The sequence below is a fragment of the Salinicola sp. genome (assembly GCF_982684285.1).
The window spans coordinates 1-24643 of record NZ_CEXLVS010000027.1; the positions used below are offsets into that span (position 1 = coordinate 1).

Consider the following 24643-nt stretch of genomic DNA (forward strand, 5'->3'; position numbering starts at 1 on the left):
GGCAATGTGTGAAACACATCTTACGTCTACAGGATACCCACCAGCACCTCCAGCACCAATAGTAGCCGTGTAAGTAACTGAACTGGAAAGAGTTAGAAGGCTTACAGCACAACCCGCTGCGCCACCTCCGAGAGCGCATGCAGAAGAACCCGCCCCGAGCGGCTCGCGGCCGACGCGTTCGCGCAGGCCCGCCCTCTCTTAAACGCCGCCATCGATGTCGATGAGTGCGCCCGTCGTGAACCCGGCCTCGGCCAGCCACAGGATGCCGTTGGCGATCTCCTCCGGCTCGCCGATGCGGCCCATCGGGATCACCGAGCCGGCCACGTCGGGCTTGTCCGGGTTGCCGCCACTGGCGTGGATGGTGGTGCGGATCACGCCGGGTCGGACGGTATTGACGCGGATGCCTTCACCGGCGACTTCCTTTGCCAGCCCCTCGGTCATGGTGTCGATGGCACCCTTGGAGGCGGCGTAGTCGACGTACTCGCCGGCCCCACCGAGGTGCGAGGCGGCGGAGCCGACGTTGATGATCGCGCCGCCCCTGCCGCCACTCTGGGTCGACATGCGCTTGATCGCTTCGCGGGCGCAGATGAACGGCCCAACCACGTTGATCTTCATCATCCGGTCGAGGCGTTCGATGCTCATCTCGTCGACACGACTGATCTGGTCGACCACGCCGGCGTTGTTGACCAGTACGTCGACCCGGCCCAGCTCGCGGTCGACGGTCTCGAACATGGCGACGATCGCCGCTTCGTCGACGACATCGGCCTGAATCGCGATGGCGCGGCCGCCGTCGGATTCGATCTCGGCAACCACCTTGTCGGCGGAGGCCTTGTCGCTGCGGTAGTTCACGGCGACGGCATAGCCCTTCTGGGCGGCCATGATCGCGGTGGCAGCGCCGATGCCACGACCGGCACCGGTAATGATCATCACGGGTTTCATTGCGTCATCCTTATTCGTGAGTGGGTCGCCTCGTGCGAGGTTCTTCGAGAGCCTCGAGACGAAACGACCGCCGGTGGGCGGTCGTTTCGGCACCGGCGATCGATCCAGTTCCTACAGCAGCTTAGGACGAAATCGGGCCACCCGCATCAGGCCAATCGCATCAGCCAGCCGCGGCTGTCTTCGCTACGACCGTACTGGATATCCAGCAGTCGCTTGCGCAGTCTGGCGCTGATCGCCTCGCCCTCGACTGGCGGCGTGACGATTCGGTCGCTCTCGGTCACCAGCTCGCCGATCTGGGTGATGACGGCGGCCGTGCCGCAGGCGAAGACCTCGACGATCTCGCCGCTGGCGACGCCGTCGCGCCATTCGTCGATGCTGATGGGGCGCTCTTCCGGCGTCAGGCCGGCATCGCGGGCCAGCTCCAGAATGGAGTCACGGGTGACGCCTTCGAGAATGGTGCCGGTCAGCGCCGGGGTCACCAGGCGGCCATCACGGTAGACGAAGAACAGGTTCATGCCGCCCAGCTCTTCGATCCACTTGTTTTCCGCCGCGTCGAGGAAGGCGACCTGGTCGCAGCCGTGGCTCTCGGCCTCGGCCTGGGCCAGCAGCGAAGCGGCGTAGTTGCCACCGCACTTGGCGAAGCCGGTACCGCCGGGCGCGGCGCGGTTGTAATGCTGGGAGAGCCAGATCGAGATCGGCTTGCCGCCACCCTTGAAGTAGGAGGCCGCCGGCGAGGCGATCAGGTAGTAGTCGACCTCGGCGGCCGGCTTGACGCCCAGCGACTTGCCGTTGCCGATCATGAACGGGCGCAGGTAGAGACTGCACTCTTCGGCGTCGCTCTGCGGGGTCGGCACCCAGTCGACATCCTGCGCGACCAGCGTCTTGAGCGATCCGAGGAACGTCTCGTCGTCGAGTTCCGGCAGTGCCAGGCGGCGGGCGGAGGCGCGGAATCGAGCGGCGTTCTTCTCCGGGCGGAAGGTCCAGACCGAACCGTCGGCGTGACGATAGGCCTTGATGCCCTCGAAGATCTCCTGACCGTAATGCAGCACCGGCGAGGCCGGGTCGATCAGCAGCGGCCCGTAGGGGCGAATCTCGCCGCGCTGCCAGCCGTCCGACCTGGTCCAGCGTACATGTACCATGTGATCGGTGAAGTAGCGGCCGAAGCCCGGGTTGGCAAGAATCTCGTTGCGCAGAGTGGCATCGAGCGGGTTGGAGGAAAGGCGGGCTTCGAAACCTGAAGTGGACACTGCGACTTCTCCTGACAGTCCATGATGCCTGGCCACGCGAGCGCGGCGGCAGGCGGTCGACGACCTCGGTTGGGAACTGCCCGGGACCCCAGGCAGCGGACCATCCAAATTAGCATGCAAAGCGTTGGGGTGGGTAGTGGGGGCAGCGGCTTATTCCAGCAGTCCTTCCAGGCCTGGCGCCGCGAGGGATGGCTCGAATTCGACGATCTCGTAATCCGCAAGGTCGTGGATCTTGAACGGATCCTCGGCCAGGCATGCCTCGAGCGTGGCACGATCCCCGCGCGCGAGTAGAACGCCACCGGTACGTGGCACCTTGCGCCCCGATGCCAGCAATATCTCGCGCTGATAGGCGCTTTTCAGCCAGGCGATGTGGCCTTCGAGATGCGCTTCGACCTGATCGATCGACACCTTGTAGGAGAGTGAAACGATAAACATGTCGGACCTTTCATGTTGAGAGGAGCGTGCTTGTTGAGAGGAGCGTGCCTGTTGAGAGGAGCGTGTCAGCGATGCGCCGGACGACGAACCGGGCCCGAGCGGCCCGGCTAGCGATTCGACATCACGCCTCCGGCGTTACCACCAGCTCGCTCTCGCGATCCAGCAGGTAGCGGGTCAGCAGTCCCACCGGGCGGCCACTGGCGCCTTTCTGCTTGCCGCTGTCCCAGCCGGTGCCGGCGATATCGAGGTGTGCCCATGGATACATGTCGGCGAAGCGTGACAGGAAGCACGCCGCCGTGACGGCGCCAGCCGGCCGGCCGCCGATATTGGCGAGATCGGCGAAGTTGGAGTCCAGCTGCTGCTGGTAGTCGTCCCACAGCGGCATGTGCCAGGCGCGATCCCAGGAGGCCTCGCCGGCTTCGAGCAGGTCCAGCGCGAGATCGTCGTCGTTGGAGAACAGGCCGCTGGCGTGATCGCCCAGCGCGATGACGCAGGCCCCGGTCAGGGTGGCGATGTCGACCACACTGGCCGGCTCGAAACGCTCGGCATAGGTCAGGGCGTCGCACAGCACCAGACGACCTTCGGCATCGGTATTGAGAATCTCGACGGTCAGTCCCTTGAGCGTGGTGACGATATCGCCGGGCTTGATCGCGCGGCCGTCCGGCATGTTCTCGGCGCTGGCGACGATCGCCACCACATTGAGCTTCGGCTTCAGCGCGATGAGACTCTTCATGGTGCCGAAGACGCTGGCAGCGCCGCACATGTCGAATTTCATCTCGTCCATGCCGGCACCCGCCTTGAGCGAGATGCCGCCGGTATCGAAGGTAATGCCCTTGCCGACCAGCACGTGGGGCGACTCTTCGGCGTCGTCGGCACCCTGATACTTCATCACGATCAGCTTGGAGGGCTCGGCGCTGCCGCGACCGACCGCCAGCAGCGAGTGGGCACCCAGCGCCTCCAGCTCGGCTTCATCGAGGATCTCTACCGTCAGCGAGCCGGCGGATTCCCCGGCCAGCGTCTCGGCCTGATTGGCCAGGTAGGTCGGCGTGCAGATGTTGCCGGGCAGATTGCCCAGGGTGCGGGCGAGGTTGACGCCGTCGCCCAGGGCCGCGCCGATACGGGCGCCGGCCTTGGCGCCGTCGGCCTGATTGGCCTCCGAGACCAGCAGTTCGATCTTGCGCAACTGCGGCAGTGTCGGCTGGGTGGATTTGCACTCGGTGAAGCGGTAGACGGCGCGGGTGGCGGCTTCCAGCGTCATCTGCGCGTTCCAGGCGGTATCGCGATCTTCGACTTCTGCATCGGCGAACGCCACCGCGGCGCCATCCACCGGCAGTTTGGCCAGCGCGGTGAAGGCACCGTCCAGCGCCTTGCGCAGGGCGCCTTCATTGAAGGTCTCGCGCTTGCCCAGGCCAACCAGCAGCAGTCGCTCGGCGGCGAGGCCCGGCGCGAACGGGATCAACTGGACATTGGCCAGTTCGGGGGTGAAGTCGCCGCGCTCGACGAGTTGTGCGATCAAGCGCTCGCTGGCGTCATCCAGCTTGGCAGCGGCGGACAGCAGATCGCCATCCTGAAACAGCGGTACCACGAGGCAGGCTGTCTCGACCTTGGCCGGATTGACGGTCAGTACGGAAAATTCCATGTCGTCTCCAATGAACGATTGAGCGGACAAGCCTGTCGGTAACGAGACAAGCGAGCGGTGATTCAGGATAATGGCGCCGGGTGGAGGTGCGCGGCAATGGCGGTGAGCGCCGGGATCGACACCGCGAACGTTTTCGAGCGGCCCGAACCCATCGCCGCCGATGAATGTCCCATCGATTGGCCAGTTTACGCAAAGCCGAAGCGCGTTGCACAAGCCGTATCGGCGGTTCGTATCGTCGGGGGCGTGACGGCAGACTTACCGGCGGCAGGTGCGATGGCCGGGATCGTCCGGTCCGAGCGCTGGGTCGGGCTGCGGCAGGAAGCCAAATCAGGAGTCGATGTTGATTGTATCCCGTTATTTGAGACGCGAGATTCTGCTGACCATGTCGGCGGTGGCCGGCGTGCTGTTGCTGGTGATCATGGGCAGTCGCTTCATTCGCTACTTCACCGACGCGGCCCAGGGCGAACTGCCACTCAGTGCGCTGGGCACGCTGATGCTCTTCCACATGCCCAGCTTCCTCGAGCTGGTGCTGCCGCTGTCGTTCTTCCTCGCGATTCTGCTCGCCTACGGCCAGCTCTACCTGAACAGCGAGATCACCGTGCTGGTCGCCTGCGGCATCAGCCCCAACCGGCTGTTGCAGGTCACGCTGCTGCCGGCGGCGCTGATCGCGGTGCTGGTCGGGCTCTGCAGCCTGTGGCTGACACCGGCGGGCGCCGCCCACAACGAGCGTCTGATCGACGAACAGCAGAGTCAGCTCGATTTCTCGCTGCTGACACCCGGTCGATTCCAGGATTTCGGCAACGACCGCAGCGCCTACACCCAGTCCCTCAGTGATGACCGGTCGCGCATGCAGAACGTCTTCATCAGCGAGCGCCAGACCGGCGGCAACGGGTCGCCGCAGCAGGTGGTGACGCGGGCCGAGGGCGGCTACCAGACCACCGACCCGGATACCGGCAGCCGCTACCTGGTACTCGAGAACGGCCAGCGCTACAGCGTCGAGCCCGGCAGCCCGGTCGCGGAGAAACTGGAGTTCGGTAGCTATGGCGTTCGCCTGGCGACCGACGACACCGGCGAGGTCGATGTCGACAGCGAGCTGATGAGCACGCCGGAACTGATCGCCGACGGCGACGACGAGTCGATGGCGCAGCTGCAGTGGCGCCTCTCGATGCCGTTGATGATTCCCATCCTGACCCTGCTGGCACTGCCGCTGTCGCGGGTCAATCCGCGCCAGGGACGCTTCGCCAAGCTGCTGCCGGCGATCTTCCTGCATATCAGCTATCTCAGCCTGCTGCTGGCGGCCCAGGACGCGATCGCCCGGGGCAGCCTGCCGTCCGGCATCGGCATGTGGCCGATCCACCTGGTCTACCTGACGCTGGGGCTGTTCCTGATCCGTCGCGACCAGACGCGGGGAGGCCGCTGATGTTGATCGATCGTCTCGACCGTTACATCGCCCGCAACGTGCTCGGCGCGATGCTGGTGGTTCAGGTCATGGTGCTGGGCCTGGACCTGGTGATCTCCTACATCAACGACCTGGGAGACGTCTCGGGCGGCTACACCGCCCTGGACGTGCTGCTCTATCTGATCATGCGGCTGCCCTGGCGCTTCTACGAATACGCCCCCGTCGCGGTGCTGATCGGCGCGCTGGTCGGCCTCGGCGGCATGGCTTCCAACAACGAACTGACGGTGATGCGCGCCTCGGGCCGTTCGCTGGGCCGTATTCTGCTGGGCGTGCTCAAGCCCCTGGTGCTGGTGATCCTGATCACCATGGCGATAGGCGAGTTCGTCAGCCCGGCGACGGAGCAGCACGCCGAGGCGTGGCGGCTGGAGCAGTCGGAAGGCTCGGAAGCCGTGCTCTCGCACCGTGGCGGCTGGCAGCGCGAGGGGGACGACTTCTATCGCTTCGGTACCATTCGTGCCGACGATACCCTGATCAACTTCACCCGGTACCACTTCGATGGGCAACGGCTGGTCGATGCCACCCAGGCTGCGCGAGCGGTTTGGGATGGCGACGCCTGGACGCTGGAAGATGTCAGGATCACCCATTTCGAAGAGGGCGCGACTCGCGCCGAGACGCTGCCCAGCGAGAGCTGGGACACGGCGCTGACCCCGGCGCAGTTGACCCGACTGCTGCGCCCGCTGGACAGCCAGCCCATCACCAGTCTCTGGCGCTATGCCGACTATCTGCGAGCGCAGGGGCAGGAGGCCACGCAGCCGCTGCTCTACTTCTGGCAGAAGAGCCTGCTGCCGGTGACGCTGGCCGGACTGGTGCTGCTGGCGGCCTCGTTCGTGTTCGGCCCGCTGCGCAGCGTGGCCGCGGGGACACGTATCTTCTACGGCGTGATCGTCGGCCTGACCTTCAAGTATCTCCAGGACCTGCTGGCGCCGGCGTCGGTGCTGTTCGGCTTCTCGCCCTCGCTGGCGGTGGTGGTGCCGACAGCGGCCTGTTATCTGCTGGGGTTCTGGCTGCTGCGTCGTACTGGCTGAGAACCAGTCCTCGCTCGCTAGATCGTAAAACAGATCCCTACAGACATCGTTAGCAGGATGGATCACCGAGACGCCGCGACCCGAAAGGGCGCGGCGTTCTTGCGTTCGGGGAGGGGCAACCGACAGCAGCGGCGGGTTCAATGGCGCTGGGGAAAAGCGTGGCTGGCGAGCGTTGGCGGCGGCATCAGGTTGCGTTAAGCCGGCCTCCACTAACGTCAGGCGAGATGATTTCGATTACGGGTTGAAATTGCCTATGCGAATCATTTACATTTGCTATCACGTTACCAGTGAGGTTTGGCCGTGTACGTCTGTCTCTGTGTTGGGGTCACTGACCGCGATATCGAAAATGCCGTCTCGAGTGGCGCCCGCAGCTGGCGTGAAGTTCGCGAGGCCACCGGTTGCGCCGGCCAGTGCGGCAAGTGCGCCTGCACCGGCAAGAGCGTCATGCGCGAGGCGATCAGCCAGGAAATGGCGATGGATCCGGACCTCGCCTACGCGGTTTGACCGCGCTTGCCCCCTCCCGCGGCCACGGCTTCTACTTGATTTCGAACCGATTTCCGCCTTCGCGTCGTGACGGCGACCGCCCTGCGATAGCGCGAGTCGTTATCAGCCGCGTTTCCATCTGCCAACGGCTTGCAGATGAGATATTGTCGTAACCTACTGTAATGGTTGTAATTTCTGGATCGCATGGGTGATACTGCGGTCACTGGATCGATGCTGCCCGGCCGGGTGGTGCCGATCCGATGGGAGTGCGTGGCCACAACGTGCCTCCCCATCGCCAGAGACACCATGAGGAGAACACGACAATGAAAGGCGACGCCAAGGTCATCACCTATCTCAACACCGTGCTCGGCAACGAGCTGGTCGCGATCAACCAGTACTTCCTGCACAGCAAGATGTACAAGGACTGGGGGCTCAGCGTGCTGGCCAAGTGGGAGTACGAAGAGTCCATCGAAGAGATGCAGCATGCCGACAAGCTGATCGAGCGCATCCTGTTCCTGGAAGGCATTCCCAACCTGCAGGACCTGGGCAAGCTCAATATCGGCGAGAACTGCCAGGAGATGCTCGAGAGCGATCTCAAGATCGAGCACAAGGCCCGCGCCGACCTGCAGGAAGCCATTCCCTACTGCGAATCCGTTCGCGATTACGTCAGCCGCGACCTGTTCATCAAGATTCTCGACGACGAGGAAGAGCACATCGACAAGCTCGAGGCGGAGCTGGGTCTGATCGACAAGGTCGGCATCCAGAACTATCTGCAGAAGCACATGTTCACGACCGACAAGGAGTGAGGCGCGGCGCCTGACCAGGCGCACGCTTCAACGAAAAGCCCCGATGTCAGCTCGAGCTGGCACCGGGGCTTTTTTCGTGAGGACGGGGCGATGATCAGCCGAGATCGTTGACCAGTAGCGCCTCGACCGCCTCGACGCGCGTCTTCAGCGTCTCGTCGTCTGCGGCCAGCACCGTGACATGACCGATCTTGCGGCCCGGCCGGGGCGCCTTGCCGTAGTCGTGCCAGCGGGTGCCGGGCAGGGCGAGTACGGCGTCGCGCTCGGGGAAGGCGCCGATCACGTTGAGCATCGCGCACGGCGCCAGGCGGGCGGTCTCGCCCAGCGGCAGGCCGGCGACGGCGCGAACGTGATTCTCGAACTGGCTGGTCACCGCGCCCTCGATGCTCCAGTGGCCGGAGTTGTGGACCCGGGGAGCGATCTCGTTGGCGAGCAGCCCGGCGGCGGTGACGAAGAACTCGAACGCCATCACCCCGACATAATCGAGTTCGTTCATGACCCGGCTGGCGTAATCCTCCGCTTGCGCCTGCAGCGGATGCGCGACCTGAGGCACCGAACGGTGCAGGATGCCCTGGCGATGCTCGTTGCGCACCACCGGCCAGTGGCGGATCTCGCCGTCGCGGCCGCGCACGGCAATCACCGAGATCTCGTGGTCGAAATCGATGAAGCCCTCGAGGATCAACGGCACGCTGCCCAGTTCCTCGAAGGTACCGGCGACGTCTTCCGGTTCGCGCAGTACCTTCTGGCCCTTGCCGTCGTAGCCCATGGTCCGGGTCTTGATCACCACCGGCAGGCCGATCTCGGCCACCGCGGTATCGAGGTCGGCCTGGCTGTCGATCCGGGCAATGGGCGGTACGTCGATATCCAGCGAGCGGAATAGCGACTTCTCGAGCCAGCGATCCCGCGCCGTGGCCAGCGCCGAGGCGGGCGGATAGGCCGGGCGCCGTTCGGCCAGCCGCTCGACCGCTTCGGCTGGCACGTTCTCGAATTCGAAGGTGATGGCGTCGCAGGTGGCGGTCAGCGTGTTCAACGCTTCCGAGTCCTGCCAGTCGGCCTGCAGGTGCTGGCCGTGGACGGCAGCACACGGCTCGCTGCCGGGGTCGAGGAAGGTGAAGCGAAGATCCAGTGGCGCGCCCGCTTGGGCGAGCATGCGGCCGAGCTGGCCGCCGCCGACGATGCCGATTCTCATGAGGACTCCTGATCTGCGGGTCGAGGATCGGGGTTGTCGAGCACCTGCTGCGTCTGTTCGGCGCGGAACGCTTCCAGCGCCTCGCGGATGCGCTCGTCGTGGTTGGCCAGCATGGCGGCGGCGAGCAGGGCGGCGTTGATCGCCCCGGCGCGGCCGATCGCCAGCGTCGCGGTGGGAATGCCGGCCGGCATCTGGACGATGGAGAGCAGCGAATCGACCCCGGAGAGCGTGCTCGACTTCACCGGCACGCCCAGCACCGGCAGCCGCGTCTTGGCGGCGCACATGCCGGGCAGGTGGGCCGCGCCGCCGGCACCGGCGATGATCACTTCCAGGCCCCGGTCGGCAGCGGTCTCGGCGTATTCGAACAGCAGGTCCGGCGTGCGGTGGGCGGAGACCACCTTGGTTTCATGCTCGATACCCAGCTTTTCCAGGGTCTCGACGGTATGGCAGAGAGTCGACCAGTCCGACTTCGAACCCATGATCACGCCGACGCGTACGCTCATGCTTCCTCCCGTGGGAAATGATTCGCCGGCCCTTGTTGTGGATACCACCGCGTGGATTGTCGGGCCGTCGCTTGGAAAGCGGCGCATTATACCCGTCCTGTCGTCGGACGGCGATGGCCACTCGGGCTCCGCAGGCCCCGTGGCCGGGTCAGCGGAACGCCTTCTCCAGCGCGAACCGTGCCACCGGTTCGTCGCTGACGCTGACCTGCTCGCAGAACATGGCGAGCGGGCGCACCCACAGCCCGTAGTCGCCGTAGAGCGCCCGGTAGACCACCAGCCACTCCTCGGTCTCGCTGTGCTGGGCGACATCGAGCACCTCGTAGAGCTGGCCCTTGTAGTGACGATAGATGCCCGGTACCGGCTTGCGATGTTCACTCATGGGGGATCTCCTGGGTGTCGACTGACGGTTCTGCCGATGCACGGGGTGTCTCGGTCGCCGCTGGCGTCTTCGGGGGTTCGGCCGAGCGCGCGGCCCTGGCGGCAAGCCGGGTCAGCACGCGTCCGGCCGCCACGAAGCCAAAGGTGCCGGTGACCACGCTCACCGCGCCGAAGCCGGCGGCGCAGTCGAGGCGCGTGGCCTGGCCCGGGGCCGGCTTCTGCAGGCAGACTTCGCCATCCTCGCCGGGGTAGACCAACTGCTCGTCGGAATAGACGCACTCGACGCCGAAGCGGCGCTTGGGATTGCGCGAAAAGCCGAAATCCCGGCGCAGCTTCGAGCGCACCTTGGCCAGCAGCGGATCGTGTTCGGTGCGGGTGAGATCCGCCACCTGCACGCGGGTCGGATCGCTCTGGCCGCCGGCGCCGCCGGTCACGGTGATCGGCAGCTTGCGGCGGTGGCAGTAGTGGATCAGCGCCGCCTTGGCACCGACGTGGTCGATGGCGTCGACCACGTGATCGGCATCAATCGGAATCCGCTCGGCGAGGTTGGTCGGGGTGATGAAGGCGGCATCGGCGACCACCTCGATACCCGGCCAGATCGCGCGGCAGCGCTCGGCCAGCACGGCCACCTTGGGCTTGCCGATCTCGCCGTCGAGGGCGTGGAGCTGGCGATTGACGTTGGAGACGCAGACATCGTCCAGATCGATCAGGGTCAGCCTGCCGATACCGGAGCGCGCCAGCGCCTCGGCACTCCAGCTACCGACGCCGCCCACGCCGATCACCACCACATGCGCGCGCCGGAAGGCGTCGGCCGCACGGGTGCCGTAGAGACGCCGAATGCCGCCGAAGCGGAAGTCGTAGTCGTCACGCTCGCCGTCGTTGGCGGGTTCGGGGGCGTCGTTGAGAGTCTTGGCGTCGTCGCTCATGGGGTCTCGATCATGAAAGGGCATCGCTCGGTTCGGCCGGTGTCGTGCTTGCGTCGGGCGTCTGCCATCGGGCGCCGTGTCGCGTCAGGTGCGCCTGCCAGCCGAACCGGATGAGCAGGGCGGAGAAATGGTCGTCGGGGGCCGCTTCCAGCGTCAGCCGGCGCTCCTCGAACGGGTGTGTCAGGGTCAATTGTACGGCGGACAACAGCAGATGCGGGCAATCCAGGTGATCGCGGAAATAGCGGTTGTGAATGCCCTTGCCGTGCTTGGCGTCATTGATGATCGGATGGCCGCAGCGGGCCAGATGGCGACGGATCTGGTGGCGACGCCCCGTTTCCGGCCGCGCTTCCATCAGCGAGTAGCGCGACTGCGGATAGCGGTCGACCGCCACCGGGAGCTCCGCCGTCGCCAGTCGCCGAAAATGGGTCAGCGCCGCCTGCTCGGGCATCTCCGCCTTGGGTCGAAGGCCGTCCTCCTCGCGCAGCGGGGCATCGACGCTGATCGCTTCCGGCCCCCAGCCGCGTACCACGGCCAGGTAGCGCTTGGTCACCTGCTGCTCGGTGAAGGAGCGCGTCAGCGCCGCGGCTGCCTCGCTGTCCAGCGCGAACAGCAGCACGCCGCCGGTGGGTCGGTCCAGCCGGTGGACCGGATAGACGTGCTGGCCGAGCTGGTCGCGCAGCGTCTGCATCACGAAGCGGGTTTCGCCGCGGGCCAGCGCCGTGCGATGCACCAGCATCCCCGGCGGTTTGGCCACGGCGATCAGCCGCGCATCGCGGTAGATCACCGCCAGCGGCGCAGGGCGCGCGGTCGTGGCAGGCGTCGCTGTCATGAGATGGGCTCGCAAAGCGGAACGGGTCGCTATTGTCGGGGCTGGGGCGGGGTATCTCAAGGGGCCTGTCGCCCGCACGGCCGGGACCGAGGGTAGCGTGGCGTCTGTCGGCGACGGGTGTCCGCGGCGGCGGTGCATGCTAGCCTCGCTGAAGGTCCAGCTTGAAGGAAGGCGTAATACGTCATGAGTGATCACACCCAACCCCATCTGGTGGTGCTGACCGGCGCCGGCATCAGCGCCGAGAGCGGCCTCAGGACCTTTCGCGACGGCGACGGGCTGTGGGAAAACCATCGGGTCGAGGATGTGGCGACCCCTGAGGCCTGGGCGCGGGATCCGGAGACCGTGTTGCGCTTCTACGACGAGCGTCGCGAGCAGACCCGCCGGGCACGCCCGAACGCCGCGCACCTGGCGCTGGCCGAACTCGAGGCGGCGGGGTTTCGGGTCAGCGTGGTCACCCAGAATATCGACGACCTGCACGAGCGCGCCGGTTCCCGCCATGTGCTGCACCTGCACGGCGAGATCCGGCTGGCGCGATCGTCCGTCGATGCCGATCTGCGCTACCCGGTGGAAGAGGTCTCGGCCCGAGGTACCATCGCGATCGGTGATCTGTGCGACAAGGGCAGCCAGTTGCGCCCGGACGTGGTCTGGTTCGGCGAGGCCGTGCCGCGCTACGCGGAAGCCTGCGACATCGTCCTGGAGGCCGATGCCCTGCTGGTCGTCGGCACGTCACTGGCGGTGATGCCGGCGGCACTGCTGCTGGAACAGGCGCCGCTGGAGGCGCCGTGCTGGCTGGTCGACCCCCACGCCCGCGACCTGGCGCCGCCCGGTGTCAGCCCCGTCGCGGAACCGGCCAGCCGGGGCGTGCCGGCGCTGGTGGCGCGGTGGCGCGAGCAGGGCGGTTTCGACGGCTGAAGGCCCCTCGGGCTTGCGGCCGGGGCGGGTATCCCCGGCGCCTGCCGCCTTTTGCCTATTTAGTCGCGGCTCGCGGTACGGCAGAATAGCGCGCCCGGCCGATATTGGAGCCGTGGCTTCTTTTCGTATCGATCCCGACAGAGCCGCTCGAGCGGCCCCGGCTTGCCCACCGGCGAGTCACACCATCGCTAGGACACATCATCATGTTTGAACGCATCAACCGGCTGTTCCCGGTCTGGGCCGTCTTGCTGGCCGTCATCGCTGCCTTCGAGCCGCAGCTGTTCGTCGGGCTGAAAGCGGATATCAAGACGCTGCTCGTGGTGATCATGTTCGCCATGGGGCTGACCCTGACCCGCGAGGACTTCGCCCGCGTGATCAAGGCGCCCAAGCCGATCGCCGTCGGCGTCATCCTGCAGTTCCTGATCATGCCGGTGGCAGCGCTGCTGGTGTCGCGCGTGCTGGGCCTGAGCCCGGAGCTCACCACCGGGATGATCCTGGTCGGCGCCACCGCGGGTGGCACCTCCTCCAACGTGATGACCTGGCTCGCCGGCGGCCACGTGGCGCTGTCGGTCTCGATGACCATGGTCTCCACCGTGATCTCGGTCGTCGCCACGCCGTTCATCACCTGGCTGCTGGTCGGCCAGACCATCGACGTGCCGGTCCTGGGCATGCTGATGAGCATCGCGCAACTGGTCATCGCGCCGATTGCACTGGGGGTCATCGTCCACCACCTGCTGGGGGCACGGATCCGCAAGATCGAATCGGCCCTGGCGACGCTGGCCATGGCCGCCATCGTGCTGATCATCGCCATCGTGGTCGCGCTCAACGCCGGTAACCTGGCGACCCTGGGGCCGATCGTGGCGATCGCGGTCATCGCTCACAACAGCATCGGGCTTGCCGGCGGCTACTGGCTGAGCCGCGCGCTGGGCTTCGATATCCGCACCGCGCGCACCATCGCCTTCGAGGTGGGCCTGCAGAATTCCGGGCTGGCGGTCACCCTCGCCAATCAGTTCTTCACCGCCGGCGCCGCACTGCCGGGCGCGCTGTTCTCGGTCTGGCACAACGTCTCCGGCTCCGTGCTGGCGGGATACTGGAAACAGCGCGGCGTTCCCTTCCACGGCGAGACGTCGAAAGCGAGCGAGAGCACTGGTCGCTAAGGCAATTGATACAGATCTTTCCTCGATTGCGGGTCCGAGACAGCGGGGCGAGGTGGTAGAATGCGCGCCCCGCTGTTGTGCAGAGACTGCCGAGCCATGCGTAACGATGCTGACTGGATGACCGACTACGGGTCGCCGAGCGAGAACGACGCGCCCGCCGCCGATGCTTCACACGCACCGGTGTCCGGCGAGGCGATGCCGCCGCGCCGCGAGTTCAAGGCGCGAGGCAGCTTCGTCGTGCGTTGCGACGGCTGCCGTCTGCCCGCGCTCAACTGTCTGTGCCCGTATCGGGTCACGGCGACGAGCGACGCCCAGGTGTGGCTGCTGACGCACCCCTACGAGCACAACAAGCCCACCAATACCGGCCGCCTGATCGCCGATGTATTGCCGCAGACCCAGACCTTCACCTGGTATCGCACCGCGCCGGAATCGCGCCTGCTTGCCCTGCTGGCTGACCGGCGCTACGTGCCGTTCGTGGTCTTTCCCGACGACCAGCCCGACTACCAGCATCGCGTGGTCGACGAGCGGGCGGTGGTCGGCGCCAAGCAGGACGGCTTCATTCCCGTGTTCATCCTGATCGACGGGACCTGGCGCCAGGCGCGGCGCATCTTCCGCAAGAGCCCGTATCTGGCAGACCTGCCGGTATTGCCGCTCCACACGGATCGTCTGACCCGCTATCGGCTGCGCAAGCCGGCTTCGGCCTCGCACCTGTGCACCGCCGAAGTCGCCGCCGAACTGCTGCGCAAGACCGGCGACGCCGATGCCGCCAACGTGCTCGACGACTACTTCGACGCCTTCAACGAAAGCTACGCCGCGCGCCGCTTCTACCACAAGATCGAGAAGCCCAATGCCGCCATGCAGCGGCTGCTCGACCGACGGGCCTTCGGCGCCAGCTACGCCTGACCCGGTCGCGTGACTCCTGCCCGCCACTGCGCCTCGCGCCCGGGATCCCGCCCGACGCGAGGCTAGCGCCGCGTTGCATCCGTAACCCATCCTCTCTGGCCGCTTCGTTTCCTGGCGCTCGCCGTGGTTGATTAAATGTTATGATATAACGTATTGTGTCAATCGCGTTTCGATCTTCGTCCGTTCAAAAAAGAGAGCCAATTCATGAAATTGTTGTCAGCGCGCAGCGCGGGTGTGGTGGTCGTCGGACTATTGACGATGGGGAGTCATTCAACCGTCTGGGCGGCGGATCACGATCATGATCATGACGATCACGGCCATGGCCACGATCACGCTCATGACCACGGTCAGGACAAGGATATCCACGCCGGTTACTTCGACGACGACCAGGTCGAGGATCGAAAGCTCTCCGACTGGGAAGGGGACTGGCAGTCGGTCTATCCCTACCTGCAGGACGGCACCCTCGACCCGGTGTTCGCCCACAAGGCGGCGCACGGCGACAAGACGGCGGCGGAGTACAAGGCCTACTACGAGAAGGGCTACCAGACCGATGTGAACCGTATCGTCATCGACGGCGACGATGTCACCTTCTACGAGGGGGACGAGGCGCATACGGGCGAGTACGTCTACGACGGTCATGAAATTCTGACCTATGAAGCCGGCAATCGCGGCGTGCGCTATGTCTTCGAGCGAGAAGGCGGCGACGAGGAAGCGCCGAAATACTTCCAGTTCAGCGACCATGCCATATCGCCCAACGACGCGGACCACTACCACCTCTACATGGGCGACGACCGCGACGCGCTGCTCGAGGAGGTCACCAACTGGCCGACCTACTACCCCTCCGACCTGAGCGGTGAGGAAGTCGCCGAAGAGATGATGGCGCACTAGGGCCTGTTAACACTATTCACGCGGCCACGACGGAGCCGGTTTTGTCGCGAGGCTAGGCGCGAGCCTCGGGTTTTGGTGGTTCCAAACGCGTGGCGAGCAACAACGCCTCGCGGCAAAACTGGCCCGTCCCCCCGGGTTGCGCGTCAACGACGCCCAGGCGGCGTTGCGTGACTGGATCAGGGAACCACCCTGATCGGTGTCCCGCGCCTTGCCTGAACGCCGTTGACGCAGCAACGTGGCTCGCGACGCATAGTGTTAGCAGGCCCTAAGGAAACGCTGACTAAATCGCCGAACGAGATGAAGGGCAAGGCACACGGCACGCAGGGACCGAGACATAACGCGGGGTTGGGCGAGTTCCGATCGGACCGGCGCACCGGTACCGCGCAACGCAGCCATTCGCTCGTGTAGGCAGTTATGCAGCGGTTCCCTAAGCGTCGGATAAGCGCAGGCGTTCGGGCGCTTCATTTCGGGCCCCGATGCACTCGCATCGGAGGCCCGAGCAATGTTATCTTCTGCGCCGTGCGCCCGAATAGCTCAATTGGATAGAGTACCGGCCTTCGAAGCCGTGGGTTGCAGGTTCGAGTCCTGCTTCGGGCGCCAGTCCCTCGCTCCCGCGTTGACGACCTTCCGCAGTGACGACTTTGCTCGCGAGCTGCGGATATGCAGCGGTATTCGAGACACTCTCTTCCCCGCCGTTCCTTCTCATTCCCGGTCCATGCAATACCCTCGTGGTATAGCGTATGGTCTATCGCCTGTTCGAATTCGAGCGCTATACCAGGACGCCCCTGGCCGCCCGCCAGCTCGAGAAGCCCAGCCTGTACCCCGAAGCTCAAACCCTGGGCAAGGCGGGCGTGGCCGGCGCAAGCCACCAAGCGCGTAGTGGTGACTTACGGCTCCGGCATGCCGGGGGTGGTCAGGCTGAAATGACGGGCCTCGTCGAGCAGCCAGTCGATGAACTCGCGAATCCCTGGCGGCGGCTTGCCGTTGTCGGGGATGACCAGTTCATAACGGAACGGAGACGGCAGCATCCATCGATCGCCGAACGGGCAGGTCAGGACGCCGCTGACCAGACGGTCCGCGACCACCGGCAGGCTGGCGAGGATCAGGCCGCGACCCGCGATGACCTGATCCAGGGCGAGGCCATACAGCGAGTAGTGACGCAAGGTCGGAAGCGGCTGCCCGGCCAGGCCCGCCGCGGAAAACCAGTCTCTCCAGTTCGGAAAGCCGCCACTCCCCGACGTCGACCAGCAGACATCGAACAGGGTGTGTGCCAGCAGGTCTTGTGGCCGTTCGATGGGCCGGTGGTCGAGCAATGTCGGTGAGCAGACCGGGACCAGTACATCTCCGAACAGTGGCAGCGTGCTGACGCCGGGCCAGGGCGGCCTGCCGTAGCGCAGTGCCAGACGGGCGTCCGTATCGTGCCAGCTGGGTTCGCTAAGCGCCTGGCTGGCGTCGATCGAAATCTCCAGCTGGCGGTGGCGGAGTTCGAAATCGGCCAACCGTGGCAGCAGCCACAACTGGGTGAAAGAGGGTGGTGCGCTGAGCAGCAGGCGGGTGACGTCAGGCGTGATATTGGCGATCGCTTCCATGCCGACCGCGATACGTGCCAGACCGGCATCGACATCCTCGGCCAAGCGTCTTCCGGCGGCCGTGGTTCTGACACCGTTGGCATGGCGCTCGAACAGCGTCACCGTCAGACGCTCCTCGAGCTGCTTGATCTGACGGCTGACCGCCCCAGGCGTGACACCCAGTCGGTCTGCCGCCACCTTGAAGCTGCCCTCGCGAGAGGCCGCTGCGAGGGCTCGCAGGCCATTGAGAGGCAGGCGTTCGATCTTCATGAGTTGAGTTTTCCTGAGCCTGGCCCTGCAAGATAATCGCTTGGCGGCCCAGGCGGCAAATGGTCCACTTCCCGACCTGGTTCATCGGATTTCCAGGCACGGTGGAGATAGCGCCGATGCCTGTGTGAGCCGTATCGAGGGGGGAGGTCCCATGTCTTGTTCTTCCGCATCATCCACAGCCGGCGCGGCGTTACCGACGCGTCGTGCCATCGATGTGCCGGCCGGCGCGGCCATGGTGCTGTTCTGTGTGGCGCTGGGCCTGCAGCAGGTGGCGATCAAATCGGCCGCGGCGGACATTGCGCCGCTGAGTCAGATTGCGCTGCGTTCGATGCTGGCGGCCATTCTCATATGGGGGCTGGCGGCCCTGCGAGGCATCCAGTGGCGTGATTTCGTGGCGGGCCTCGGGCCAGGGATACTGGTTGGCCTGGGCTTTACCTTCGAATTCGTGTTCGTGGCATTGGGGCTCCACTACACCACGGCATCTCACATGTCGGTCTTCCTGTATACCGCGCCGGTATTCGCGGGCCTTGGGCTGCATTTCCTGGTACCCGGAGAACAGCTGGCCAAGCGCCAGTGGTGGGGCATGGCGCTGGCCTTTGCGGGCCTGGTACTCGCCATGGCGCCTAGCGGCGAGGGCGCGAATGCGGGTGCCATGTTGGTGGGGGATATCTTCGGTCTGCTGGCGGGCATGAGTTGGGCGGCCACGACGTTGGTGCTGCGGCGCACTTCGCTGTCGGAGGCGCCGCCGCTGCAGACCCAAGGTTATCAACTGCTGACCGCGGGCGTGCTGTTGTTGCCGGTGGCGCTGTTCAGCGGCGATCTCGCGGCGATACGATTCAGTTGGATCGCCGTTTCCAGCCTGGCCTTCCAGACGCTGGTGATCTCCTGCGCGGCGCTGTTGCTGTGGTTCGCGCTACTGCGCCGGTACTGGGCATCGCAGTTGGGGGTGTTCTCGTTTCTGTCGCCCATCTTCGGGGTGATGTTTGGCGCACTGCTGCTTGATGAAGCGCTGACCGTCAGTTTCCTGGTCGGCGGAGCCATGCTGTTGGCCGGAATCGTCACTGTCTCACGCGGCTAAACCTCAACGACCCCGTTCGCGGCGCTCTCCAGTCGGCGTATCTCGGCTACCACGCGTTCAGTCCGAACCAGGGCAAAGGGCTGATGAAGGAAGCATTGAGCGCCGTGATCTCCCGCGCCTTTGGCGAACACGAGCTTCATCGGCTGGAGGCCAACATTCAGCCAGGCAACGTGCGGTCGGTTGGCCTGGCCAACTCCCTAGGCTTTCGGTTGGAGGGGTATTCGCCGCGATACCTGAAAATCGATGGGGAGTGGAGAGATCATGAACGCTATGCGATCACGTCGGAGGAGTGGGCTGTCGAGGCAGCGGCCGCCCGCGACCAGTCCAAAGACTCCTGAACGTAGCCGCCACCTGAGCGACCCCGTTGGGTCATCAAACCCTAGCGTCGGATGACCCTGCACAACATGACGAGCTAGCCTTGCAGCAAGCCTCTTTGCTCAGTGCAGCCGAATCGCTCAAGGGAGCGCTTGCCTTCTCTGTGGCCGTATCTCTCCATGCCACCACTGCTTCGGTCGACACCTGCCAAGCCGAATGCAGGAACAGTGCAGCAATGGCCAGGCCGACGATCACATCCGGCCAGAGCGAGCCGGTCACGCCGACGGCGATGGCGGCCAGCACCACGCTGGTATTCGCGATGAGATCGTTGCGCGAACAGAGCCAGGTCGAGCGCATATTGATATCCGCGGAGCGATAGCGCAGCAGCATGATGAAGCAGACCGCGTTGGCCGCCAGTGCCAGCATCCCCATGATGCCCATCGCGCCGGCCTCGGGCACGCTGCCTGCCACGCTCTTGTGGACTGCCTCGGCGATGACCGCCAGACCGAAAACGAACATGAACAAGCTTTTGACCAGCGCTGCGCCGGCTCGCGTTAGGTCACTTCGGTTCAGCGCGTATAACGTCAGCAGGTAGACGGTGGCGTCACCGAACATATCGAGCGAGTCAGCCAGCAGCGCCGTCGACCCGATCAGCCAACCCGCCACGAACTCGATCACGAACATCGACCCGTTGATACCGAGCACCCAGTACAACACCTTCGCTTGCGCGCCCCGCAATTGCGCCAGCTCGCCAGCCTTGTTCTCGCAACAGGAATCCATGCCAGTGCCCCCTTGAATGAATGGCTGATAGCATGAAGGTTCTAGCGGCTATAGGGTCAAGCATCATGGAGGCGCAGATCACCATCGGTCAGCTTGCCAAGGCGACCGACACCAAGGCGGTGACCATCCGCTACTACGAGAGCGCGGGGCTTGTCTCGCCGGTGACCAGAACAGAAAGCGGTTATCGCCTCTACACGGATCGGGAGCGGGATCGCCTGATCTTCATCAAGCGCGCCCGTCACCTGGGGTTGAGCCTTGAGGACGTGAAATCGTTGCTCGGGCTCGCCGATGACGAGAATGCACCGTGCGGGCGGGTCGATTCGATCATCCACGAGCAACTGGAGCGGGTCAGGTCCAGGCTGAAGGATCTACAGCAACTGGAGCAGGAACTCGACCGGCTCGAGCGATGCTGCCAGGCGGACACCGTGGCCGACTGCAAGATCATTGAGTCGCTGTCGCGGTAACAGCGGCGAATGGGTGGCCACGCCCCTGTGGCCACCATCCTGCCCCTATCTCGCCGCAACCTGCCGGCGCGCTGTCGACTCCCCGCCCCGCCTGCGCGCTAAATACGTCGGTTTTGATGCAGCGTTGCAGATGGCTTTAAGCCGCGCCAGTACTGGGGCGGCGCGCAGTTTAGTAGCCCTGCAAAATCATGCGGAATGTTGCGTTTTGCAGGCCACTCGACGAAAGGCGGGGAGCGTTGCGTGGAGAATCGAAACGGAATGTGGCAGATTGATACAAATGGTATCCTGGCAATGCTCAAGAGAGCTGACAGGTTCCGACCTGAAGCTATTCTCATGTGATTATTTCTAAGTCGATCGCTTTTCTTTTCGGATAACCGTAGACCGATCATTGGGGAGTACTCTTATGGCAAAAGCGGTTGTACCGCGTTGGCATGGCGACAATTATCAATCTCGCTTTTTCTGGATTCACGCTGCTTCGCTATTGGATCCGGACAGGCCGGAGGTGGTCGAGGTTACGTTCGAGGCCGATGGCCCAAAGGCATTCGACGATGTTGTTGTTCGCTACGATCCGAGCCGACGATATGCCTCCGGCCCAGGGCGGGTTACTGTTGACTACCACCAAATAAAATGGCACGTCGATACCGGGGGGAGGTTCGGTTTCGAAGATTTAACTGATCCGGCCTTTATTGGTGCTAGCTCAATATCGCTCTTAGAGCGTCTCAAGTCAGCTAAAGCCAATGCGGAAGATGGCGCCGCATATCACCTTGTTACAACTGATCGGGTGAGGGACGGAGATCCGCTTGCGGACCTTATCTCTAATCACGATAGCTCGTTGCGATTGCAAGTTTTGAAAAATGGAAAGACAGACCTAAGTCGCATGGGCTCGGTTAGAAAATGTTGGCGTGAGCACCTTCAGCTATCAACGGACCAAGAACTTTTTGAGATTATTGATAGGCTACACATCATCCAAGGACACTATTCTCTAGATTTTCTGCGTCAGCAGGTGAGCTTAAATTTTAGATTGGTGGGCTTGGTCGGGGCAGAGGCCGAAACAGCCTTTATTTATGATGAGGCAGCTAAACAACTAGTGGTTAAAGATATTAACTGCTTTACTCGAGCTAGCTTTGAGGAATGGTGCAGAGCTGAAGAATGGTTCTCAACTAAAAAACCTGAGATTCGACGTAGCATAGCTATCTCAACATTCGAGCCGGGGGCGACGCCGACACATATGCGAGATGCTTCCCCCGAATTCACACTACCTCTAGAGCAAAACTTTGAAGGTCGCGCGCTTAAACCAGAAAAATCTTGGATGGACCTCAAGGACCCCGTGGTGGAGTTTCTAAAACGAATGGTTGGCGAGCAGCCAGTCATGCGATTGTTCATTGATGTGCACTCTTCGATTGCTTTCCTTGCAGGTTCTGTTCTCAAGTTTAAGCTTGGGGCAGATGTTGAAATAATCCAAAAAGGCTTAAATAACCCCGGAACGATTTGGAATGCTCGCGATGGTAAAGAAGGTCCGCCTGTGATTATTAATAATGAGTATATTGGCGATGCCAAGGATATAGCGATAGCTATAGGTGTTAGTCGTGACCCCATCCATAAGGTAAAAGAATACGTTGCTAGAGAGCTGGCTAATGTTGGCACGATTGTTCATGTAATACCGGAAAATGGAGTGGGGCAGGCAAGCATTCAGGGAGGGCAGCATGCCTCCTCTATAGCTGCTGCGATTGCTGAAAACGTGTCTGCCGTTCGTAAGCCAGGTGGGACAGCTCACATCTTTATGGCAGCTCCTAACGCATTTTCCTTCCTTTTGGGCCAGCAGGCGGAGGCTATGGGGAAATGTATTCCTTACGAGTTCGATTTCGGTGGCCATGAAGACGGAAGCTATAAACCCACCTTTATTATTTGAGAGTAATTATGGAATTACGACCACAGTTCGAAAGCTTTTTGCGAGATATACGTCCAAGCGAACGCAATAAGGAGGAGTGGAAGCGCGGCTCGAACACACTACGGGCTCGGCTACTGGCTGACGAGGACTTAAGCCCTTTAATCACCAATACTTTCCTTCAGGGAAGTGTACGGCGATCGACTGCTGTTCGTCCTACGGGAGGTAAACGTTCAGACGTTGATGTTGTAATTGTAACAACTATTGATCATAAAAAGGAAAAGCCTGCAGATGCAATGGCTCGGTTCGAACCTTTTCTTGAGCGTTATTATAAAGGGAAGTGGGAAAAGCAAGATCGATCGTTTGGTATAGAGATGTCTTATGTTGATCTGGATCTGGTCGTAACCGCCCTGCCAGTTGAATCGAAGACAAGTAGGGATTTTCTCGAAAATCTGTATCGTAGCCAAGCGGTCGCGACTGATCAGTCTATCGAGGAGCGCAGCGACTGGGTCCTAAATAAAAGCTGGGATCCGTATCAATCAAATAGCCTTGCAACGCTTTTGGAAGAAGAATCCTCGAATTGGAGAAAAGATCCACTCATGTTGCCTGATAGACCTATCAAGGAATGGGGGCCTACCCATCCACTAGCTCAAATAGATTGGGCTGCTGCCAAAAACCGTCGCTGCAATGGTCACTATATAAACGTTGTGCGGTCGATCAAGTGGTGGCGTCATGTGCATGCTGATGAATTGCCTAAGTATCCCAAAGGATATCCCCTGGAGCATATGATTGGATATGTACTGCCCGACGGCATCACATGCGTCGCTGATGGTGTCGTGAAAGCGTTGGAAGGCATTCGCGATAAATTCTCTGATGATGTCGCAGCAGGTAGAGTACCGTTTCTTCCCGACCACGGTGTTCCGAGTCATGACGTATTGAAGAGATTGACAGTTGATGACTTCGTAGCTTTTCACAAGGAGGTAAGTAAGGCCTCGGAATTGGCGAGGAGTGCCTTTGACGAGGTCGATAAAAACGCCAGTGGAGAGCTTTGGCGAGAATTACTGGGAAGCAGCTTTCCGTTGCCGGGACCCGGCGGTGGCGATCGCAGTCGGGGCTTTAGCACACCTACCGCTGCGGCAACACCGAAGCAAACAGACCGCTTTGCCTGACTTATGTCTATCTCACCCGATTTATTAGAGACTCTCGAGGCGCTACCAGAGGATCCCCGCTTTGAACTGACTGAGAGGTGGGTGGAAGGCCCAGGTAGCGTCTGTTTTTTCCGATTTCGTGCTCGATTATCGGTACCTCCTTCGGTACACGTGCCCGAATGGACGTCGTGGTATTTAGTCGTTACCGAAAATCTGGCTGATCCTGATATTCATATTTACCCAGACGCTATCGGCGGTATCGTCTCTACCTTTCCGCATCAAGACTATAATGGTGATCCGCCTAAAGGGCTGCCCTGGCGTTTAGGCAAACCATGCTTGGAGAGGTCTGCAGCGGTCTTCTTACGCGACGGGTGGTCTGGAGAGCCCGCTGATTTAATCGAACGCATAATCTGGCGAATCGGTCGACTTTTACATTGGATAGACGCCGCAGCCACCGGAAGTCTATTGACAGCTGGCGATCCTCTTGAGTTGCCGATATACCCGGAAATAGATCCAACAGCAGTACTTGGATTTCGGGAGAAAGCTGAGGACATTAACTGGCTGGAGGGCCGTGAGGAAAACTGGGGGTTTGCTACAATTTCTTCCATTCCTGGATCACGAAATACAGCGGTAATATCTGGATTTATGGATCCGAAAGGCCGAACGTTCCGACGTGTAGAATGGAGCAAATACATTCCGATTGATGTCCATCGAATTGATGCAGTTTGGGTAGTTCTACCAAGACTAGTTGTTTTCGAACCGTGGCGGAGTGCCGTCACATGGGCGGAGCTCTCAACACTCTGCGAGAGAGTTGATGTCGACTTGCCGAAGATTATAAGCGACGCTGGTGCCAGGCTTCGCCGTGTCCAGAAGCCGAAGCAAGCAGGCCCTGGGCATTTGATTATCGGCTTTCCTATTGAGGAATATCTGGGATGCCAAGCACAGCGGTTTCATTGGATTGCGGTTCGTGATTTACAATTGTGTACCAGAAACGACCTCCGTATGGGCTATTCAGTTAAGCCTGAAACTAGGCGTCAACGTGATAGGGACTTTGCACTATCGAAGCGGTCGTTGAAATGGCGGCGAACGGCAAACTGGGCTCCAGATCAGTTACGCAAGCGTGGAGAAGCTGAAAGCGAAGTTCGATCTAAATCAGTATTGGTCATCGGTGTCGGTACGCTTGGTGCCTCAGTGGCGGAGAATTTGCTCCGTATGGGGGTAACTACAATGGCTCTACTAGATAATGATAGGATGCTAATTGGCAACCTCTCACGGCATATGCTTACGATGGCAGATGCAGGGTGTCTCAAGGCCGAGCGGGTTGCTGCACGACTTAACATGGCTGCACCAGATGCCAATGTCATAGCACTACCATTCGCATTTCCTCCGACGATGGATGCTCATATCAAAAAATTGAGGG

At 62.4% G+C, this 24643-nt stretch carries 24 protein-coding genes, 1 tRNA gene and 1 pseudogene; 15 read left to right on the forward strand and 11 right to left on the reverse strand.

Features of this window, described 5'->3' with window-relative positions:
- Positions 1-198: 198 nt before the first annotated feature.
- The 4 genes from AC3AYF_RS04075 to AC3AYF_RS04090 all read right to left on the reverse strand — a co-directional run bounded on the left by AC3AYF_RS04075 (position 199) and on the right by AC3AYF_RS04090 (position 4260).
- Positions 199-939 carry an SDR family oxidoreductase gene (locus AC3AYF_RS04075; RefSeq protein ID WP_487779422.1) on the reverse strand — a complete coding sequence of 247 codons (741 nt, stop codon included), beginning with the start codon at positions 937-939 and terminating at the stop codon, positions 199-201.
- Between the two features lie 146 nt (positions 940-1085).
- Positions 1086-2186: a branched-chain amino acid aminotransferase gene (locus AC3AYF_RS04080; RefSeq protein WP_295036808.1), complete on the reverse strand. Its 1101-nt coding sequence runs from the start codon at positions 2184-2186 to the stop codon at positions 1086-1088.
- A 150-nt stretch (positions 2187-2336) separates the two neighbouring features.
- On the reverse strand, positions 2337-2621 hold the full coding sequence (locus tag AC3AYF_RS04085; RefSeq protein WP_295036810.1) for a YciI family protein: 285 nt from the start codon (positions 2619-2621) through the stop codon (positions 2337-2339).
- Positions 2622-2742: 121 nt separating this feature from the next.
- Positions 2743-4260, reverse strand: a complete 1518-nt coding sequence (locus tag AC3AYF_RS04090) for a leucyl aminopeptidase (protein WP_295036812.1) — start codon at positions 4258-4260, stop codon at positions 2743-2745.
- A 340-nt stretch (positions 4261-4600) separates the two neighbouring features.
- Here AC3AYF_RS04090 and lptF point away from each other — a divergent pair, with 340 nt between their 5' ends.
- The 4 genes from lptF to bfr all read left to right on the forward strand — a co-directional run bounded on the left by lptF (position 4601) and on the right by bfr (position 8033).
- Entirely contained in the window at positions 4601-5680 is a 1080-nt protein-coding gene (lptF, locus tag AC3AYF_RS04095) for an LPS export ABC transporter permease LptF (RefSeq protein ID WP_487779423.1), read from the forward strand.
- Positions 5680-6744 carry an LPS export ABC transporter permease LptG gene (gene lptG, locus AC3AYF_RS04100; RefSeq protein WP_149433593.1) on the forward strand — a complete coding sequence of 355 codons (1065 nt, stop codon included), beginning with the start codon at positions 5680-5682 and terminating at the stop codon, positions 6742-6744. The genes lptF and lptG overlap by 1 nt, the downstream gene beginning before the upstream one ends.
- Before the next feature lie 300 nt (positions 6745-7044).
- A complete protein-coding gene (locus tag AC3AYF_RS04105; RefSeq protein ID WP_149433594.1) occupies positions 7045-7248 on the forward strand; it encodes a (2Fe-2S)-binding protein in 204 nt (67 codons plus the stop codon).
- Positions 7249-7550: 302 nt separating this feature from the next.
- Positions 7551-8033 (forward strand): bacterioferritin, encoded by a 483-nt coding sequence (bfr, locus tag AC3AYF_RS04110; protein ID WP_110598536.1) that lies wholly within the window; start codon positions 7551-7553, stop codon positions 8031-8033.
- 94 nt (positions 8034-8127) lie between these two features.
- On the opposite strand, the gene AC3AYF_RS04115 is transcribed toward bfr, so the two are convergent.
- The 5 genes from AC3AYF_RS04115 to AC3AYF_RS04135 form a co-directional block, all read right to left on the reverse strand.
- On the reverse strand, positions 8128-9219 hold the full coding sequence (locus tag AC3AYF_RS04115; protein ID WP_295036814.1) for a 5-(carboxyamino)imidazole ribonucleotide synthase: 1092 nt from the start codon (positions 9217-9219) through the stop codon (positions 8128-8130).
- Positions 9216-9722, reverse strand: a complete 507-nt coding sequence (gene purE, locus AC3AYF_RS04120; protein WP_295036816.1) for a 5-(carboxyamino)imidazole ribonucleotide mutase — start codon at positions 9720-9722, stop codon at positions 9216-9218. Before purE ends, AC3AYF_RS04115 begins: the two co-directional genes overlap by 4 nt.
- 148 nt (positions 9723-9870) lie before the next feature.
- Positions 9871-10101, reverse strand: coding sequence for a DUF1653 domain-containing protein (locus tag AC3AYF_RS04125; RefSeq protein WP_295036818.1), 231 nt, complete (start codon positions 10099-10101; stop codon positions 9871-9873).
- Positions 10094-11026: a tRNA cyclic N6-threonylcarbamoyladenosine(37) synthase TcdA gene (gene tcdA / locus AC3AYF_RS04130; RefSeq protein WP_295036819.1), complete on the reverse strand. Its 933-nt coding sequence runs from the start codon at positions 11024-11026 to the stop codon at positions 10094-10096. The genes AC3AYF_RS04125 and tcdA overlap by 8 nt, the downstream gene beginning before the upstream one ends.
- A gap of 10 nt (positions 11027-11036) precedes the next feature.
- Positions 11037-11855 carry a pseudouridine synthase gene (locus AC3AYF_RS04135; protein ID WP_295036821.1) on the reverse strand — a complete coding sequence of 273 codons (819 nt, stop codon included), beginning with the start codon at positions 11853-11855 and terminating at the stop codon, positions 11037-11039.
- A gap of 183 nt (positions 11856-12038) precedes the next feature.
- Between AC3AYF_RS04135 and AC3AYF_RS04140 the strand changes: the two genes are divergently transcribed.
- From AC3AYF_RS04140 to AC3AYF_RS04160, 5 genes are all read left to right on the forward strand, one after another.
- A complete protein-coding gene (locus tag AC3AYF_RS04140) occupies positions 12039-12767 on the forward strand; it encodes an SIR2 family NAD-dependent protein deacylase (protein ID WP_295036823.1) in 729 nt (242 codons plus the stop codon).
- A 197-nt stretch (positions 12768-12964) separates the two neighbouring features.
- Positions 12965-13924 carry a bile acid:sodium symporter family protein gene (locus tag AC3AYF_RS04145; protein ID WP_295036841.1) on the forward strand — a complete coding sequence of 320 codons (960 nt, stop codon included), beginning with the start codon at positions 12965-12967 and terminating at the stop codon, positions 13922-13924.
- A 195-nt stretch (positions 13925-14119) separates the two neighbouring features.
- Entirely contained in the window at positions 14120-14827 is a 708-nt protein-coding gene (locus AC3AYF_RS04150; protein ID WP_487779424.1) for a tRNA-uridine aminocarboxypropyltransferase, read from the forward strand.
- A gap of 204 nt (positions 14828-15031) precedes the next feature.
- Positions 15032-15715 carry a metal-binding protein ZinT gene (locus AC3AYF_RS04155; RefSeq protein ID WP_295036825.1) on the forward strand — a complete coding sequence of 228 codons (684 nt, stop codon included), beginning with the start codon at positions 15032-15034 and terminating at the stop codon, positions 15713-15715.
- A 523-nt stretch (positions 15716-16238) separates the two neighbouring features.
- Positions 16239-16315: transfer RNA gene (locus AC3AYF_RS04160), tRNA-Arg, on the forward strand.
- A 287-nt stretch (positions 16316-16602) separates the two neighbouring features.
- Here the strand turns inward: AC3AYF_RS04160 and AC3AYF_RS04165 are convergent.
- Positions 16603-17553 carry a LysR substrate-binding domain-containing protein gene (locus AC3AYF_RS04165; protein WP_295036826.1) on the reverse strand — a complete coding sequence of 317 codons (951 nt, stop codon included), beginning with the start codon at positions 17551-17553 and terminating at the stop codon, positions 16603-16605.
- A 151-nt stretch (positions 17554-17704) separates the two neighbouring features.
- Here AC3AYF_RS04165 and AC3AYF_RS04170 point away from each other — a divergent pair, with 151 nt between their 5' ends.
- Both AC3AYF_RS04170 and AC3AYF_RS04175 read left to right on the forward strand, forming a co-directional pair.
- The gene (locus AC3AYF_RS04170) at positions 17705-18631 is read left to right on the forward strand and encodes a DMT family transporter (protein ID WP_295036828.1); all 927 of its coding nucleotides are present in this window, start codon (positions 17705-17707) and stop codon (positions 18629-18631) included.
- 35 nt (positions 18632-18666) lie between these two features.
- Positions 18667-18969, forward strand: a pseudogene (locus AC3AYF_RS04175) (GNAT family N-acetyltransferase); the annotation flags it as partial.
- A 34-nt stretch (positions 18970-19003) separates the two neighbouring features.
- On the opposite strand, the gene AC3AYF_RS04180 reads toward AC3AYF_RS04175, so the two are convergent.
- Positions 19004-19726, reverse strand: a complete 723-nt coding sequence (locus AC3AYF_RS04180) for a cation efflux transmembrane domain-containing protein (RefSeq protein ID WP_295036831.1) — start codon at positions 19724-19726, stop codon at positions 19004-19006.
- Between the two features lie 65 nt (positions 19727-19791).
- Between AC3AYF_RS04180 and AC3AYF_RS04185 the strand changes: the two genes are divergently transcribed.
- From AC3AYF_RS04185 to AC3AYF_RS04200, 4 genes are all read left to right on the forward strand, one after another.
- Complete coding sequence (locus AC3AYF_RS04185) at positions 19792-20190, forward strand: MerR family transcriptional regulator (protein WP_295036833.1); 399 nt, start codon at positions 19792-19794, stop codon at positions 20188-20190.
- A 403-nt stretch (positions 20191-20593) separates the two neighbouring features.
- Entirely contained in the window at positions 20594-22099 is a 1506-nt protein-coding gene (locus tag AC3AYF_RS04190) for an SAVED domain-containing protein (RefSeq protein ID WP_295036834.1), read from the forward strand.
- An 8-nt stretch (positions 22100-22107) separates the two neighbouring features.
- The gene (locus AC3AYF_RS04195) at positions 22108-23244 is read left to right on the forward strand and encodes an SMODS domain-containing nucleotidyltransferase (RefSeq protein WP_295036835.1); all 1137 of its coding nucleotides are present in this window, start codon (positions 22108-22110) and stop codon (positions 23242-23244) included.
- Positions 23245-23394: 150 nt separating this feature from the next.
- Positions 23395-24643: ThiF family adenylyltransferase (locus AC3AYF_RS04200; protein ID WP_295036837.1), on the forward strand; the 1249-nt coding region annotated here is incomplete at its 3' end.